The sequence below is a fragment of the Micromonospora sp. NPDC050795 genome (assembly GCF_044456785.1).
Classification (GTDB): Bacteria; Actinomycetota; Actinomycetes; order Mycobacteriales; family Micromonosporaceae; genus Micromonospora.
This window is the reverse complement of sequence record NZ_JBITGE010000016.1, coordinates 1-14,576: the sequence shown is the minus strand read 5'-3', so window position 1 is coordinate 14,576 and position 14,576 is coordinate 1. Positions and strand designations below refer to the sequence as shown.

At 71.1% G+C, this 14,576-nt stretch carries 12 protein-coding genes, 1 tRNA gene and 1 pseudogene; 6 read left to right on the top strand and 8 right to left on the bottom strand.

All coding sequences use genetic code 11. The annotated features are described in order from the left end of the window. Positions 1-58: 58 nt before the first annotated feature. The 5 genes from ACIBEF_RS16085 to ACIBEF_RS16065 form a co-directional block, all read right to left on the bottom strand. Positions 59-133: transfer RNA gene (locus ACIBEF_RS16085), tRNA-Val, on the bottom strand. Between the two features lie 76 nt (positions 134-209). After that, complete coding sequence (locus tag ACIBEF_RS16080; RefSeq protein WP_387354464.1) at positions 210-674, bottom strand: peroxiredoxin; 465 nt, start codon at positions 672-674, stop codon at positions 210-212. Positions 675-779: 105 nt separating this feature from the next. Next, on the bottom strand, positions 780-1,217 hold the full coding sequence (locus ACIBEF_RS16075) for a DUF3052 domain-containing protein (RefSeq protein WP_030330240.1): 438 nt from the start codon (positions 1,215-1,217) through the stop codon (positions 780-782). Positions 1,218-1,329: 112 nt separating this feature from the next. Further along, entirely contained in the window at positions 1,330-3,900 is a 2,571-nt protein-coding gene (locus tag ACIBEF_RS16070) for a thiamine pyrophosphate-dependent enzyme (RefSeq protein WP_396794061.1), read from the bottom strand. Between the two features lie 51 nt (positions 3,901-3,951). Next, entirely contained in the window at positions 3,952-4,356 is a 405-nt protein-coding gene (locus tag ACIBEF_RS16065; protein ID WP_355008892.1) for a MarR family winged helix-turn-helix transcriptional regulator, read from the bottom strand. A 282-nt stretch (positions 4,357-4,638) separates the two neighbouring features. Between ACIBEF_RS16065 and ACIBEF_RS16060 the strand changes: the two genes are divergently transcribed. After that, a complete protein-coding gene (locus ACIBEF_RS16060) occupies positions 4,639-5,163 on the top strand; it encodes a hypothetical protein (protein ID WP_396794060.1) in 525 nt (174 codons plus the stop codon). 136 nt (positions 5,164-5,299) lie between these two features. Here ACIBEF_RS16060 and ACIBEF_RS16055 read toward each other — a convergent pair whose 3' ends face one another. Both ACIBEF_RS16055 and ACIBEF_RS16050 read right to left on the bottom strand, forming a co-directional pair. Next, positions 5,300-5,704, bottom strand: coding sequence for a YjbQ family protein (locus ACIBEF_RS16055; RefSeq protein WP_396794059.1), 405 nt, complete (start codon positions 5,702-5,704; stop codon positions 5,300-5,302). A 26-nt stretch (positions 5,705-5,730) separates the two neighbouring features. Beyond that, a complete protein-coding gene (locus ACIBEF_RS16050; RefSeq protein ID WP_396794058.1) occupies positions 5,731-6,204 on the bottom strand; it encodes a hypothetical protein in 474 nt (157 codons plus the stop codon). 178 nt (positions 6,205-6,382) lie between these two features. Between ACIBEF_RS16050 and aceE the strand changes: the two genes are divergently transcribed. Further along, the gene (aceE, locus tag ACIBEF_RS16045) at positions 6,383-9,121 is read left to right on the top strand and encodes a pyruvate dehydrogenase (acetyl-transferring), homodimeric type (RefSeq protein WP_396794057.1); all 2,739 of its coding nucleotides are present in this window, start codon (positions 6,383-6,385) and stop codon (positions 9,119-9,121) included. A 166-nt stretch (positions 9,122-9,287) separates the two neighbouring features. Here aceE and ACIBEF_RS16040 read toward each other — a convergent pair whose 3' ends face one another. After that, positions 9,288-9,734, bottom strand: a complete 447-nt coding sequence (locus ACIBEF_RS16040) for an SRPBCC domain-containing protein (protein ID WP_210783445.1) — start codon at positions 9,732-9,734, stop codon at positions 9,288-9,290. A 188-nt stretch (positions 9,735-9,922) separates the two neighbouring features. Here ACIBEF_RS16040 and ACIBEF_RS16035 point away from each other — a divergent pair. The 4 genes and pseudogenes from ACIBEF_RS16035 to ACIBEF_RS16020 form a co-directional block, all read left to right on the top strand. Continuing rightward, positions 9,923-11,276 (top strand): annotated as a pseudogene (locus ACIBEF_RS16035) (GH1 family beta-glucosidase). Then, positions 11,273-12,550, top strand: a complete 1,278-nt coding sequence (locus tag ACIBEF_RS16030) for an MFS transporter (RefSeq protein WP_396794055.1) — start codon at positions 11,273-11,275, stop codon at positions 12,548-12,550. The pseudogene ACIBEF_RS16035 and the gene ACIBEF_RS16030 overlap by 4 nt, the downstream one beginning before the upstream one ends. A gap of 54 nt (positions 12,551-12,604) precedes the next feature. Continuing rightward, entirely contained in the window at positions 12,605-14,014 is a 1,410-nt protein-coding gene (gltX, locus tag ACIBEF_RS16025; RefSeq protein WP_396794054.1) for a glutamate--tRNA ligase, read from the top strand. 223 nt (positions 14,015-14,237) lie between these two features. Next, positions 14,238-14,576 (top strand): IS110 family transposase (locus ACIBEF_RS16020; protein WP_396794053.1); only part of this gene is annotated, 339 nt, incomplete at its 3' end.

Sequence of the window (14,576 nt, the reverse complement as noted above, 5' to 3'; positions counted from 1 at the left end):
TGGCGGTCGGAGCGAGACCGTCCGATGGCCGGGCCCGCGCAGGCTGCGTCGTACTGCGTGGTGGGCGCGGCAGGTTTCGAACCTGCGACCCCCCGCTTGTAAGGCGGGTGCTCTCCCACTGAGCTACGCGCCCGGATCGCCCATGTGGCGGGCCGGTGGCTGGCAAGCTTACCTGCCCGCCACCGACCCGGGCGCACGGCGTGCCCCGGTCAGTTGGTCGCTTCGGCGATGGCCTTGCGCCAGCCCTGCTGGTCGCGGGCCTCGCCTGGGCCGTTCATCTCGGCGAAGCGGACCACTCCGGCCTTGTCGATGACGAAGGTGCCCCGGTTGGCGAAGCCGGCCACGTCGTTGAAGACCCCGTACGCCTGGGCGACGGCGCCGTGCGGCCAGAAGTCGGCGAGCATCGGGAACTGGTAGCCCTCACGGTCGGCCCAGATCTTGTGGCTGTAGGCCGAGTCGACGCTGACGGTCAGCACCTGGACGTCGTCGTTCACGTACTCGCCGAGGTTGTCGCGCACCTCGCTCAACTCGCCCTGGCAGGTGCCGGTGAAGGCCAGCGGGTAGAACACCAGCAGCACGGCGCGCCTGCCCCGGAAGTCCGAGAGGCGGACCTCCTGGTTGTTCTGGTCCTTGAGCACGAAGTCGGGTGCTTCGGCACCAACCTCTAGGGGCATGTGAACTCTCCTCGCTGCTCGGTCACGCCGGCGTCGGGGCGGGGGGACGGCACCAGCCTGCCACCCGACGGTGGGCGAACCGTCGGGCGAGCGGAGCGGCGCTGGCTACTTCTTGGCCTTGGCACCTCGACGCAGCACCAGACGCGCGCCGCTCCAGTCCCGGCCGGCGTTGACGGTCGAGGTCTGCTGAAGGCCGGCGGTGGGCGCGGACTCCGCGACCTCGCTCGGTTCGACGTGCCCCTCGCGCCCCGCCTTCGGGGTGAGCAGCCACACGACGCCGTTGTCGGCCAGCGGGCCGAGGGCATCGACGAGCAGCTCGAAAAGGTCACCGTCGCCGTCCCGGTACCAGACCAGCACCGCGTCGACCACCTCGTCGGTGTCCTCGTCGACCAGATCTCCACAGCGGTCGGTCAGGGCGTCTCGGAGATCCTGGTCGACGTCGTCGTCGTACCCCATCTCCATGACGACCATCCCCGGTTCGATCCCGAACCGGTCCGCCAGGCTGCGTACCCCGTCGGCGGCCTGACCAGCGGTCGCGCTCACTGTCGCGTGCCTCCTCATCTCGTCCCTGCTCGCGACGTCGGTGCGACGCCGTCAGGCAAAGTCCACACAGTTGTTGGGCTGCGCGCAAGTGGCGCACCGGGTGGAACGGAATTTACCGTGCCAGCAGCGTACGGGCACCGTCGGTAATGGCTTCAGCGGAGACCAGTACGTGGCGTGCTGCCGGACCTAATGGTACAAACGAGTCAACTCCCGCCACTCGACGCGCGGCACCGACATATCCGGCGTCGACCAGCGCGGCGATCACGCCCTCGCCGACCCCGCCGGAGCGACGCGTCTCGTCCACCACCAGCACCCGGCCGGTCGCCGAGGACTCCCGGATGATGTCGGACACCGGCAGCGGAGCCAGCCAGCGCAGATCCACCACGCGGGTGCCCACCCCCTCCTCGGCGAGGACGGCCGCGGCCCGCAGCGACATCCGCACCCCGTTACCGAAGGTGATGATGGTGAGGTCGTCCGCCGAGCCGACCGGGTAGACCCGGGCCCGCCCGATCGGCACGTGCCCGGCCACCCACCCGCCCGGCTCCGGATAGGCGGCCAGCCACTCACCGTCACCATCCGCGTACAGATCGCGGCTGTGGTAGAGCGCGATCGGTTCCAGGAACACGCAGACGCTGCCGTCCACCGCCGCGCTCGCCAGACAGGTCCGCAGCATGGGCGCGGCATCGTCCGGCCGCGCCGGCACCGCGACCACCAGACCGGGCACATCCCGGAGTACGGCCACCGAGTTGTCGTTGTGGAAGTGCCCGCCGAACCCCTCCTGGTACGCCAGGCCCGCCACCCGCACCACCATCGGGTTGCGGAACGCCCCCTGCGAGAAGAACCGCATGGTGGCCGCCTCGCCGCGCAACTGGTCCTCGGCGTTGTGCAGGTACGCCAGGTACTGGATCTCCGGCACCGGCAGCATCCCGGCCAGCCCGGCACCGAGGCCCAGCCCGAGCACCGACGTCTCGTCGAGCAGGGTGTCGAAGACCCGGGCCGCCCCGAACCGGTCGCGCAGCCCCTTCGTCACCCCGTACACGCCGCCCTTGGCGGCCACATCCTCACCGAAGAGCGCCATCTGCGGGTGGTCGAGCATCCCGTCGGCGAGCGCGGCGTTGATGCTCTGCGCCAGGGTCATCGGCCCGACCAGCTCCGGCGGCTTACCGCCGAACGCCTCCGCCCGAGCGCCCGCTCCCGGCCCACTGGCCCGCGCCGCGGCGTCGGCCACCGCCCGCGCCACCCGCACCGGACGACGGGGGGCCAGCGCCGACACCACCTCGGCCGCGGAGGCCAGCTTCGGCTCGCCCAGCACCTCCTCGGCCAGCCGGCGTACCTGCCAGCCGGTCTCGTCGTACCGGGCCAGCAGCTCGTCGCCGGTCGCCACGCCGGCGTCGACCAGCAGCCGCGCGGTGGCGGCCACCGGGTCCCGGTCCAGATCCTGGGCCAGCTCGGCCGGACCCCGGTACGCCGACTCCGCGTCCGCCCCGGCGTGCCCCATCAGCCGAACGGTGCGCAGGTGCAGCACTGCCGGCCGCCGGTTGCGGCGTACCCAGGCCGCGGCCTCCGCCGCCACCTCGTACGTCCGCACCGGGTCGGCCCCGTCCGCGCTGAAGTAGCGGATGCCCGGCTTGGCCCGCAGGGTCGCCTCGACCCAGCCCTCCGGCGAGCGGACGCTGATGCCCAGCCCGTTGTCCTCGCAGACGAAGAGCACCGGAATCCGCAGCCCCGCGTGGTCGTACCACCCGGCGGTGTTGAAGGCGGCGGTGGCGCTCGCGTGGTTGACCGAGGCGTCGCCGAAGGAGCAGACCACTATGGCGTCCGGTGGCCAGGGGGCGTGCGTGGCGCCCGCGCCGCTGCCGACCCGCATCCCGGCCCCGGTGCGCCGTCCGGCGCTGTCCAACCGGCGCAGCCGCTCCACTGCCAGTCCCATTCCGACAGCGCGGGGCAGGTGCGAGGCGATGGTCGAGGTGGTCGGCACGACGGCCAGGTCGGCCCGGCCGAACACCTTGTGCCGTCCCCCGGCGATGGGTTCGAGGCTGGACGCGACCATCCCGCGCAGCACGTCCCGGGCCGCGTCGGCGTACGCCGCGAACCCGTTGGCGGCCGGGGCCTGTTCGATCCCGGACGGCTCCGATTCGGACAGCCGCGGATCGGCGCCGGGGGCACGGGTCGGTGCGCCGTCGACGGTCGGCTGAGTGCCGGTCGACGGTTCGGAGTCCACCGTTTCCGCCGGGGCGGACCGCTCGGAGTCGACAGTTCGCGCCCGGCCGTCGGCCGGCGACTGGTCAGCGGCGGCCCGGGTAGCGTCCGGGTCCACGGGAGCCAGGGCTGGGTCGGCGGCGGCCTGGGCGGCGCGCAGGCAGTAGAAGGCACCCGAGCGGTAGTGCAGCAGCGCCGGATCGGTGGGACGCAGCGCGGCGGCGACCGCTGCGTTGCCCTCGTGCCCGGCGGAGCCGATCGTGTAGAAACCCTCCCCGAAGCTGCGCAACCAGCGGCCGGCCAGGTCGAGCTGCCGGCTGGTCACCTGCGCGTCGAACAGGTCCAGCACCTGCCCGCCGGTCAGCGGGGCGTCGTCGGTGACCGGGTCGGCGGGGTCACGCCGTCGCTCGGCGGCAGGCAGCGCCGCCAGCGTCTCCCGGAACCGGTCGTCGAGATCTTGCGGGGTGGTCACGTCGGACAGCATTACCGACGGAAGCTCCGCTCGCCCAGTGGGACACGGCCGGAAGGGTCACGCTCACTCCGACCCGCAGGGCTCCGGAAAGCCGCCGTCGGACACCTTCCAGACCAGGTCACGAAGGGTACGCAGCTCCTCGTCGCCCAGCCCGGACAGGAGTCGGGAGTCGGACATCACCTCGATCACCCGGGCCCGCACGACGCGGCCCTCCTCGGTGACCAGCAGCGTCTTCTGCCGCCGATCCGCCGGGTCGGTGCGACGCTCGACCAGCCCGGCCTGCTCCAGCTTGTCGACCAGCACCGTCACGTTCGACCGGTCACAACCCAACTGACCGGCGAGATCCCGGGCCGGCAGCGGATGATCAGGGTCCAGCTCCCGCAGCGCCCGGGCCGCCGCCGGTGTGAGCCCGACCTCGGCGAACGCGCTGCCCTGCCGGTGTCGTACCGCGTCGCTGACGTGGGCCATCCGGCGCAGCACGTCGGCGGCGAGACCAGCCCGATCCGCCGGCCCGCCCACCACGGAACCCACCTGCCCCGTCACGACCACATCGTACGCACCACGCCCGCCCAACCAGCCCTGCGATCAGGTCCGGGCACACCGACCGGACGGGCACGGCTCTGCCATTGCCCTGTCCGGGAGGCGTCAGGCAGGCTGTCGGTGCCCCCGTCGCCCTGCGCCGCCGGGCGATCGTCGTGACCCCGACGGCTAGCGACCGGCGACGGCCGGCGGCGAGCGCGAGGAGGCGCTGTGGCAGATGGAGCCTCTTTCGTCTCGGCGATCGCGGCGGCGCTCGCCGCAGTGCTCGCCGCGCTGAACATCTACTACTCGGGGCAGCGCGAGCGGGAGCGCTGGGCGAGAGACGTGCTGGTCGACGTGCTCGTGACCTTCCTGGATTCGAGCTTCGACTCGTCCCGGGCGGTCCGGGACCACCTTGAGGGAGTGGCCGCAGATGACGCCCCGGACTGGGTGGCACGGGTCGAGACCGCGCACCGGCAGAAAATGGCGGCTCTCACGAAGATCCGTCTCCTCGCACCCGGGCGAGCCGTGGACGCTGCCGTCGGCCTCCACGAAGCCGACTACCGCTTCGCCCGACTCGGGTCGGCGAACCCGATCCCGACCGCCGCCGAGATCAGCCTGGTCCACGAGGAGGTCTGGGCCGCGCGTCGGCAGTTCATCGCCGCCAGTCAGCGAACGGTCCGTCTGCGCTACCGGGACGCGCCGACCCGCAGCCTGACCGGTATGCGGAGCCAGGGCCTGTTCCGCAGGCGGTGAACCGCTCCGCCCGACGCTCCGCCCGACGCTCCGCCCCCTCCGCGCCGATCTTGCGGTTTCGGTTGTCCGAATGAGTGGGATGCCCCTTGTGTCGGGACAGCAAGTGCAAGATCGCCGAGATTGGGGCGGGGCGGGGTCAGGCGGGGAGGAAGGAGAAGCGGACCTGGCGGGTCGGGTTGTCGCCGTTGGTGTCGACGAGGCAGATCGACTGCCAGGTGCCGAGCGCCAGTCGACCGCCGAGCACCGGCAGCGTGGCGTACGGCGGGATGAACGCCGGCAGTACGTGGTCGCGGCCGTGGCCGGGCGAGCCGTGTCGGTGCCGCCAGCGGTCCTTGGTGGGGAGCAGGTCGTCGATGGCACTGAGCAGGTCGTCGTCGGACCCCGACCCGGTCTCGATGATCGCCAGGCCGGCGGTGGCGTGCGGCACGAAGACGTGCAGCAGGCCGTCGCCCTCGCCCGAGACGAACTGCTGGGCCTCCGCGGTGATGTCCCGGACGGTCGGCCGGGACCCGGTCTGGACGGTGATCACGTCGCTGCGCATACGTCGCATTCTGCCGCAGGGCGAGGTCAGGAGCTGCCGCCACCGCCGCCGGAGTCGCCGCCACCGGACCAGCCACCGCCGGAGTCACTGCCGGACCAGCCGCCGCCGGAGTCACCGCTGGACCAGCCCCAGCCGGACCAGCCTCCCCCGGAGTCGCCGCTGTCGGCCGACTCCGTACCGTCGGAGTTGTCGTGGTCGCCGTCGCGCTGGCGACCGACGTGTCCGCTCCCGGCGTCCCCGGCGGGCATCGGGTAGGAGCCGTACCCGCCGCCGTCCGAGTCCGGACGGCGACGACGACGACCATCCTGGCCGCTCGGACGGGCCGCGCGGACCGCCTCCCGCAGCAGGACCACGCCGAACACGACCAGCAGGGTGCCGAGGGCCATCAGTCCCACCGTGGGCCAGGAATTGCCGGAGGCGAGGGCCACCGCGCCGATGACCAGGCCTACCACCCCGAAAACGATGATGCTGGCGGCGACCGTGACAGAACGTCCGTTCATGGCACCGACGGTAGGAGCGGCGGTCAAACCGCTCAGGCTCCACCGCGTCGTCGCGCTAAGTTACCGGCGAGTACCTGTGTTCAGCATCGCGTCGGGGGGACCTAGACGTGACGAGGGGTGCCACCAGGGGGCAGGATGGCGCTAGAGACCTATCCCACACACAACCGAGGGAACGCCTGTGGCTACGGAACGCAAGCGCCCGGTGATCAGCGACGGCCTACCGAGCCAGCTTCCGGACATCGACCCTGAAGAGACAAGCGAATGGGTCGAGTCGCTTGACGGTGTCATCGACGAACGCGGCGCCAAACGCGCTCGCTACGTCATGCTGCGCCTGCTGGAGCGGGCCCGTGAGCGCCAGGTCGGGGTTCCGCCCCTGACCACCACCGATTACATCAACACCATCCCGTCGGAGCGCGAGCCCTGGTTCCCGGGTGACGAGCACGTCGAGCGGAGGATCCGGGCGTACGTCCGGTGGAACGCCGCCATGCTGGTGCACCGGGCTCAGCGCCCGGAGATCGGCGTCGGCGGGCACATCTCCACCTTCGCCAGCTCGGCGTCGCTCTACGAGGTGGGCTTCAACCACTTCTTCCGGGGCAAGAACCACCCGGGCGGTGGCGACCAGATCTTCTACCAGGGCCACGCGTCCCCCGGCATGTACGCGCGGGCGTTCCTGGAGGGGCGGCTCAGCGAGCACCAGCTCGACGGGTTCCGCCAGGAGCTGTCGCACCCCGGTGGTGGGCTGCCCTCGTACCCGCACCCTCGGCTGATGCAGGACTTCTGGGAGTTCCCCACCGTCTCGATGGGCCTCGGCGGTCTGAACGCGATCTACCAGGCCCGGTTCAACCGGTACCTGCAGCACCGCGGCATCAAGGACACCTCCCAGCAGCACGTCTGGGCGTTCCTCGGCGACGGCGAGATGGACGAGCCGGAGACGCTCGGCGCCATCGGCGTCGCCGCCCGCGAGGAGCTGGACAACCTCACCTTCGTGATCAACTGCAACCTGCAGCGGCTGGACGGCCCGGTCCGGGGCAACGGCAAGGTCATGCAGGAGCTGGAGGCGTTCTTCCGGGGTGCCGGCTGGAACGTGATCAAGGTCGTCTGGGGTCGTGAGTGGGACCCGCTGCTCGCCGCGGACACCGACGGCGCGTTGGTCAACCTGATGAACACCACGACCGACGGCGACTACCAGACCTACAAGGCGGAGTCCGGCGCGTACGTGCGGGAGCACTTCTTCGGCCGTGACGCACGGACCCGCAAGATGGTCGAGCCGCTCAGCGACGACGAGATCTGGAACCTCAAGCGAGGTGGGCACGACTACCGCAAGCTCTACGCGGCCTACAAGGCGGCCACCGAGCACACCGGACAGCCCACCGTCATCCTGGCGAAGACGATCAAGGGCTGGACCCTCGGCTCGCACTTCGAGGGCCGCAACGCGACCCACCAGATGAAGAAGCTGACGCTGGAGGATTTGAAGACCTTCCGCGACCGCCTCTACCTGGACATCCCGGACTCGGCGCTGGAGGACAACCCCTACCTGCCGCCGTACTTCCACCCGGGCGAGAAGTCCGAGGAACTGGCGTACCTCAAGGAGCGGCGCGAGCAGCTCGGCGGGTACCTGCCGTCCCGGCGGACCAGCACGAAGCGGCTGGCCATCCCGGGCCCGGAGCGGTTCGCCGACATCAAGCGGGGCTCGGGCAAGCAGAAGGTGGCCACCACGCAGGCCTTCGTCCGTCTGCTCAAGGACGTGATGAAGGACAAGGAGTTCGGCAAGCGTTGGGTGCCGATCATCCCGGACGAGGCCCGCACCTTCGGTCTCGACTCGATCTTCCCGACCGCGAAGATCTACTCGCCGCACGGCCAGCGCTACACCTCGGTCGACCGCGAGCTGTTCCTGTCGTACAAGGAGTCGACCTCCGGGCAGATCCTGCACGAGGGGATCAACGAGGCCGGTTCGGTGGCCTCGTTCACCGCGGCCGGCTCGGCGTACGCCACGCACGACGAGCCGATGATCCCGATGTACATCTTCTACTCGATGTTCGGGTTCCAGCGGACCGCCGACGGGCTGTGGGCAGCGGCCGACCAGATGGCCCGAGGCTTCCTGCTCGGCGCCACGGCGGGTCGGACCACGCTCAACGGTGAGGGCCTTCAGCACGAGGACGGGCACTCGCTGCTGATCGCCGCCACCAACCCGGCGGTGGTCGCGTACGACCCGGCGTTCGCGTACGAGATCGCGCACATCCTGGAGCAGGGTCTGCACCGGATGTACGGGGACGCGCAGGAGAACGTCTTCTACTACCTGACGGTCTACAACGAGCCGACGCTGCAGCCGGCCGAGCCCGCCGACGTGGACGTGGAGGGCCTGCTCAAGGGCATCTACCGCTACTCGGCGGCACCGCAGGTCGACGGCCCGAAGGCCAACCTGCTCGCCTCGGGCACCGGGATGCAGTGGGCGCTCAAGGCCCAGCAGCTGCTCGCCCAGGACTGGGGGGTGGGTGCCGACGTCTGGTCGGTGACCTCCTGGACCGAGCTGCGCCGCGACGCGGTGGAGACCGAGGAGTACAACCTGCTCAACCCGGGCGCCGAGGCGAAGGTTCCGTACATCCAGCAGAAGCTGGCCGAGGCGGACGGGCCGAAGGTCGCGGTCAGCGACTTCATGCGTGCGGTACCGGATCTGATCGCCCGCTGGGTACCCGGCGACTACACGTCGCTCGGCACCGACGGGTTCGGCATGTCGGACACCCGGCACGCGCTGCGCCGGCACTTCCACGTCGACGCGGAGTCGATCGTGGTGGCCACGCTGCGGCAGCTCGCCCGCAGCGGCGCGGTGGCGACCACGGTGCCGGCCGAGGCCGCCAAGAAGTACGCGATCGACGACGTCAACGCCGCCCCGGTCGGCGAGACCGGCGGCGACAGCTAAGACCCAGCACGACCACAGAAGGGCCCGGCGCATGAGCGCCGGGCCCTTCTGCGGCTACGGCCCAACCCAACTGCGGTCGGGGGGTACGGAGCGGCGGTGGCCCGGGGGCCCTGGCGGGGATCCGGACCACCGCCGTCGCGGGTGACGCCGGGAGGATGGGCGCTCGTCAGCCGACGGCGGCCAGGTCGGTGAGCCGGGCCAGCGAGTCCTCCAGGTCGGCGCCGACCCGACGCAGTCCGAGGCGCAGCATGGCCGCCTTGACCGGGCCGGCCGGCCAGCGGACCACGATGAGGCGCACGATCGTCCCGCCCTCCTCCTCGTCTCCGGTGAGCTGGACGTAGATCTCGGTGCGCGCCTCCGCCCGAGATCCAGCGCCCTTGGCCCGTTCCCGCCAGCCGATCAGCGTCGGCTCCTGGTAGGCGATCACCTCGGCCTCATGCGCCGAGCCGCGCCCAGCCTGGACGAGTTGTCGCCGTCCGAAGCCCTCTCCCGAGAGCACCTCGGCCGCTCGGACCCCGGCCAGCCAGGCCGGCAACTGCTCGGCCCGCTGCACGACATCCCAGACCACTTCAATTGGCGCCGCCACGTGCGCACTGCGTTCCACGAGGATCATTTCCGTCTTTCCTCCGGTGAGGACATCCCACGATATCGGCACTCTATGCGCTAAATCGGACTTACCCGGACGGGTTCGGAAAAAGACACGCCGATCAACCATTGCGGATTACGCCAGGGCAGCCTATGGCGCATTCATCGAGAGCGCTTTAAAGTCCCGAACACGTTTCACGTTGACCGGGAGGGCGCATGTCGACCGCACCGATGCCCCAGTTCCCCACCGGCTTCCGCTGGGGCGTCTCCACATCGGCCCACCAGATCGAGGGCGCCACCACCGCCGACGGTCGAGCTCCGTCCATCTGGGACACCTTCGCGCGCTCCCCCGGGCGGATCAGCGACGGCAGCAGCGGCGAGGTGGCCTGCGACCACTACCACCGACACACCGAGGACGTGGCGCTGCTGGCCGGCCTGGGCGTCTCCGCGTACCGGTTCTCCATCGCCTGGCCCCGGATCCAGCCCACCGGCGCCGGCCCGGCCAACCCGGCCGGCCGGCCTGGACTTCTACGACCGCCTGGTGGACGAGTTGCTGGCCGTCGGCGTCGACCCGGTGGCCACCCTCTACCACTGGGACCTGCCGCAACCCCTCGAAGACGCCGGCGGCTGGATGCACCGGGACACCGCCGCCCGCTTCGCCGAGTACGCCGAGAAGACCGCCACTCGCCTCGGCGACCGGGTCCGGCTCTGGATCACCCTCAACGAGCCGTTCATCCACATGAGCCTCGGCTACGGCATGGGTGTGCACGCCCCCGGCCGGATGCTGCTGTTCGACGCCTTCCCGGTCGCCCACCACCAACTGCTCGGGCACGGGCTCGCGGTCGCCGCGCTGCGGACCCACACCGCCAGCCCGGTGGCCATCGCCAACAACTACTCACCGGTGCGGGTGCTCGGCGACCGCGACGCCGACCGGGTCGCCGGGGCCGCGTACGAGGCGCTGCACAACCGGCTCTTCACCGACCCGCTGCTCGGCCGCGGCTACCCGGAGCTGCCCGGCCTGGACCCGAGCGTCATCCACCCCGGCGACCTCGACACGATCGCCGCGCCGATCGACGTGCTCGGGGTCAACTACTACAACCCCACCGGTGTACGGGCGGCCGAGGAGGGTTCACCCCTGCCGTTCGACCTCGTGCCGCTGGACGGCTACCCGCGTACCGCCTTCGACTGGCCGGTGGACCCCGACGGGCTACACGAGCTGCTCGGCTGGCTCCGCGACACCTACGGCGACGCGCTGCCGCCCATCGAGATCACCGAGGGCGGCTGCGCGTACGACGACGAGCCCGACGCCGACGGGCAGGTGGCCGACCCGGAACGGATCGCGTACCTCGACGGGCACCTGCGGGCGGTCCGGGCCGCCATCGACGACGGGGTGGACGTCCGCGGGTACTTCGTCTGGTCGCTGCTGGACAACTGGGAGTGGGCCGAGGGGTTCACCAAGCGCTTCGGTCTGGTGCACGTCGACTACCCCACCCAGACCCGTACGCCGAAGTCGTCGTACACCTGGTTGCGGGACGTGATCGCGGCCAGCCGGCCGGGGTCGACACGGTGACCACCCTCGACCCGACGCCGGCGTCGCTGCCGGCGGCGCTCGCCGAGCCGACGGTGCCGGTACGGCGCAGCTGGATCGGCTTGATCTTCGCGGCCAACCTCGGCGTGTGGATGGCGTTCTTCACGCCGATCCAGGTGCTGCTGCCGCAGCAGATCGAGCAGATCGCGCCCGGCGACAAGGAGAACATGCTGGCCGTGGTCACCGGCCTCGGCGCGTTGGCCGCGGTGCTGGCCAACCCCTTGGCGGGCGCGTTCTCCGACCGGACCTGCCTGCGCATCGCCGGCCGCGAGTTCGGCCGTCGGCACGTCTGGACGGCGGGCGGGGCCGTGCTCGGCGCGGCGGCCCTGGTGCTGCTGGCCCAGCAGCGGACCATCCTCGGCGTCGCCCTCGGCTGGGTCGCCGCGCAGGTCTGCTTCAACGCGATGCTCGCCAGCCTCAGCGCCGCCATCCCCGACCGGGTCCCGGTGCGGCAGCGCGGCGGCGTCTCGGGGTGGGTGGGCATCCCGCAGGCGCTCGGGTTGGTGCTCGGCGCGGTGCTGGTCACCGCAGTGGTCACCGGCAACGCCGCCGGCTACCTGGCCATCGCCGTGGCCGTCCTGCTGCTGTCGCTGCCGTTCGCGCTGCTCACCCCCGACGAACCGCTGCCGCGTACCCATCGGCCGGCGATCCGGACCCGGGCGCTGCTGGCCTCGATGTGGATCAGCCCCCGCCGGCACCCGGATTTCGCCTGGGCCTGGATCACCCGCTTCCTGGTCCAGTTGGGCAACGCCCTGGGCACCCTCTACCTGCTGTACTTCCTCAGCGACGGGGTGCGCCACCCCGACCCCGAGGGCGGCCTGCTGGTGCTGATCCTGCTCTACACGCTCGGGATGATGCTGACAGCCGTGGTCGCCGGCCGGCTGTCCGACCGTTCCGGCCGCCGCAAGATCTACGTGATCGTCTCCGGGCTGATCATGGCGGTGGCGGCGCTGCTGCTCGCGGTCGCGCCGGTCTGGCCGATGGCGATCGTCGCGGCGCTGCTGCTCGGCGCCGGCTACGGCGTCTACCTCTCGGTGGACGCCGCGCTGATCACCCAGGTCCTGCCCCGGGCCACCGACCGGGCCAAGGACCTGGGCGTCATCAACATCGCCAACTCGGCGCCGCAGGTGCTCGGCCCGGCGCTCTCCGCCCCGCTCGTGGTGTACCTGGGCGGCTATCCCACGCTCTATGCGGTCACCGCCGTGGTCACCCTGCTCGGCAGCGCGCTGGTCGTCAAGATCCGCTCGGTCCCCTGAGCCCTGGGGGGCCGGTGGCGGAATGCAGTCGCGGAGCGCCGTAGGCTGGGGGACGTGACAGTACGTGTGCGCTTCGCCCCTTCCCCGACCGGTATGTTCCACGTCGGCGGCGCCCGCTCGGCGCTGCAGAACTGGATCTACGCCAAGCAGCAGGGCGGCGTGTTCGTGCTGCGCATCGAGGACACCGACGCGGCGCGCAACAAGCCCGAGTGGACCGAGGGCATCCTCTCCGCGCTGGACTGGATCGGGATCTCCCGGGGCAGCTACGAGGGCCCGTACTTCCAGTCGGCCAACGCCGGGGAGCACCGGGCCGCCGCCGCGCGCCTGGACGAGTCGGGCCGCGCCTACTACTGCGACTGCACCCGCGAGGACGTGCAGGCCCGCACCGGCTCGCAGTACCAGGGCTACGACGGCTACCACCGCGACCGTGGCCTCGGCCCCGGCCCCGGGCACGCCCTGCGCTTCCGTACGCCCGACGAGGGCGCGACAGTGGTGGTCGACCTGATCCGCGGTGAGCCCACGTTCGAGAACAAGCTCATCGAGGACTTCGTCATCGCCCGGGGTGACGGCTCGCCGGTCTTCCTGCTGGCCAACGTCGTCGACGACATGACGATGGGGATCACCCACGTGATCCGGGCCGAGGAGCACCTGCCCAACACCCCCAAGCAGCAGCTGCTCTGGGAAGCCCTCGGGGTCAAGCCGCCGATCTGGGCGCACGTGCCGGTGGTGGTCAACGAGAAGCGGCAGAAGCTCTCCAAGCGCCGGGACAAGGTCGCCCTGGAGGCGTACCGCGACGAGGGTTACCTGGCCGGCGCGATGCGCAACTACCTCATGCTGCTCGGCTGGGCCCCCTCCGGCGACCGGGAGATCGTTCCCTGGTCGGTCATCGAGGACGAGTTCCGGCTGGACGAGGTCAACCTCTCCTCGGCGTTCTTCGACGAGAAGAAGCTGCGCGCGTTCAACGGCGAGTACATTCGTGCGCTGCCGGTGACCGAGTTCATCGACGCCTGCCAGCCGTGGCTGACCGGCACCGGGACCATCGCGCCGCCGCCGTGGCAGCCGGAGGAGTTCGACGCCGACGCGTTCGCCGCCGTGGCGCCGCTGGCCCAGACGCGGATCGCGGTGCTCAGCGAGATCGTGCCGAACGTCGACTTCCTCTTCCTGGCCTCACCGCTGATCGACGAGGCCGCCTGGACCAAGACGATGAAGGACGGTTCCGCCGAGCTGCTGGACGACGCCGTCGCGGCGTTCGAGGCGCTGGAGTCCTGGGACGCCGAGTCGTTGAAGTCGACGCTGGAGGCGGTCGGCGCCGAGCGGGGCCTCAAGCTCGGCAAGACGCAGGCCCCGGTCCGGGTCGCGGTCACCGGTCGCACCGTGGGTCTGCCGCTGTTCGAGTCGCTGGAGGTGCTCGGCCGCGAGCGCACCCTGACCCGAATCCGCGCCGCCCGCCTACGCCTGGTCTAACCCCCCCCCGTTACCTTTTTGATCGTCCCCAGCCGGGGACCCTCGGTCGCCCGGCCCGGTATGACTTCCTTCCCCTGTTGTTCGGATGATCCGGGGGGTGTTGTCGCCGGGTCGGGTGGCGTCGGTGGACCGCTGATAGGGACACGGCCGCCCTGGTTGGGGTAGGTCTCTTCGTAACGTGGCTGCCGGCAGTCCGACGCCTGGACTTGCGGCCGGGGCCACGATGCGATGCGTGGAGGCTGGTGCGGTGCGGGACGGATATGGCGTCTACCTCGGCTTGGACGTCGGTAAAGGTGATCACCATGCGGTCGGGTTGGCTCCGGACGGCAAACGGCTGCACGACGCGCCGTTGCCGAACACCGAGGCTCGGCTAAGGCAACTGTTCGACAAGCTGGCCCGTCACGGCACGGTATTGGTGGTGGTCGACCAGCCGGCCTCGATCGGCGCCCTGCCCGTTGCGGTGGCTCGGGCGTGTGGTCACCAGGTGGCCTATCTTCCCGGTCTGGCGATGCGGCGGATCGCCGATCTGCACCCGGGCACGGCGAAGACCGACGCTCGCGAC